This window comes from Geobacter sp. PheSNFMC (assembly GCF_059620965.1).
Map to the genome: position 1 here is coordinate 1 of NZ_JCAMRN010000132.1, position 982 is coordinate 982.

A 982-nucleotide genomic window follows, 5' to 3' on the forward strand; every position below is an offset into this window, starting at 1 on the left:
CGGAAGATGTTGAAAAAGGTGCTAAATGGAATTCTGAGATAACAAAGGAACTGGAAACTTCCAACGTAGGCATTATATGTCTTACTAGTGATAACACTGAAAAACCTTGGATTCTTTTTGAAGCTGGCGCTCTTTCAAAAAGCATTGAAAAAGCAAGAGTATGCACTCTTTTATTTAACCTGGAACCAACGGATTTGAAAGGGCCGTTGACAAGTTTTCAGGGAACTCGTTTTCTAAAAGAAGATTTCAAGCGACTGATTAATACCATCAACAATGTTGCCGGAGATTCAAAGCTAGACACTGTAGTTCTTGATAGCGTATTTGAAATGTGGTGGCCAAAACTTGATGAACAAATAGCTGATATTTTGGCAAATGACGGTGAAAGTAAAGAGGAAGAAAAAAGATCAGATAGAGACATCTTAGAAGAAATATTGGAATTAAACAGGATGAATTCAACAAGGAATGCGCACTCTACACACGTTAGTCGCAGAGCTGTCGGCGAGATATTGGAGTTTTTGGAAGAAATGGCTTTTGTTATCGACCACGAGCATGGAGACCTTGGTTTTTCCTTGCACAAGCGTTTGGAGCGGCCTATGCGACATCTTTGCATGGCTGCAGACGCACCTGACCTATTTGACCGGTTCAGAAGACGCCGTGAACGCTACCAAGTAGAATTATTTGCAAAGGAAAATAAATGTGACGAGCCAGAATTGCCAAGTGACGGTGGTTAATAAATTGGTGAGGAATTGATCCAACTTGCGGCACGACCAGCCCGCCCGGAAAAGACTGGGCTGGCTGGTCAGCCTTATGACGTTGGCAAAATATTGACTAGCTACAAACTTTATGGCGGCCCCGGTTTTCTTGGACACGAAAATGAGGTAAATCTACGTGTTCAAGGAGGTCGTCAATGGAAAAGGATGGTAATCGTCCCGGTGCAGCGGAAGGAGAGCGTAGCTCGACTGGAGCGGCACCGGAAGTCAAA

The 982-nt window shown here is 43.6% G+C and carries 1 protein-coding gene and 1 pseudogene; both read left to right on the top strand.

Annotated elements, in window-relative coordinates:
* Window positions 1-731: hypothetical protein (locus tag AC6CDK_RS17800; protein WP_496639961.1), on the top strand; the 731-nt coding region annotated here is incomplete at its 5' end.
* Window positions 732-907: 176 nt separating this feature from the next.
* A pseudogene (locus AC6CDK_RS17805) lies at window positions 908-982 on the top strand (IS3 family transposase); the annotation flags it as partial.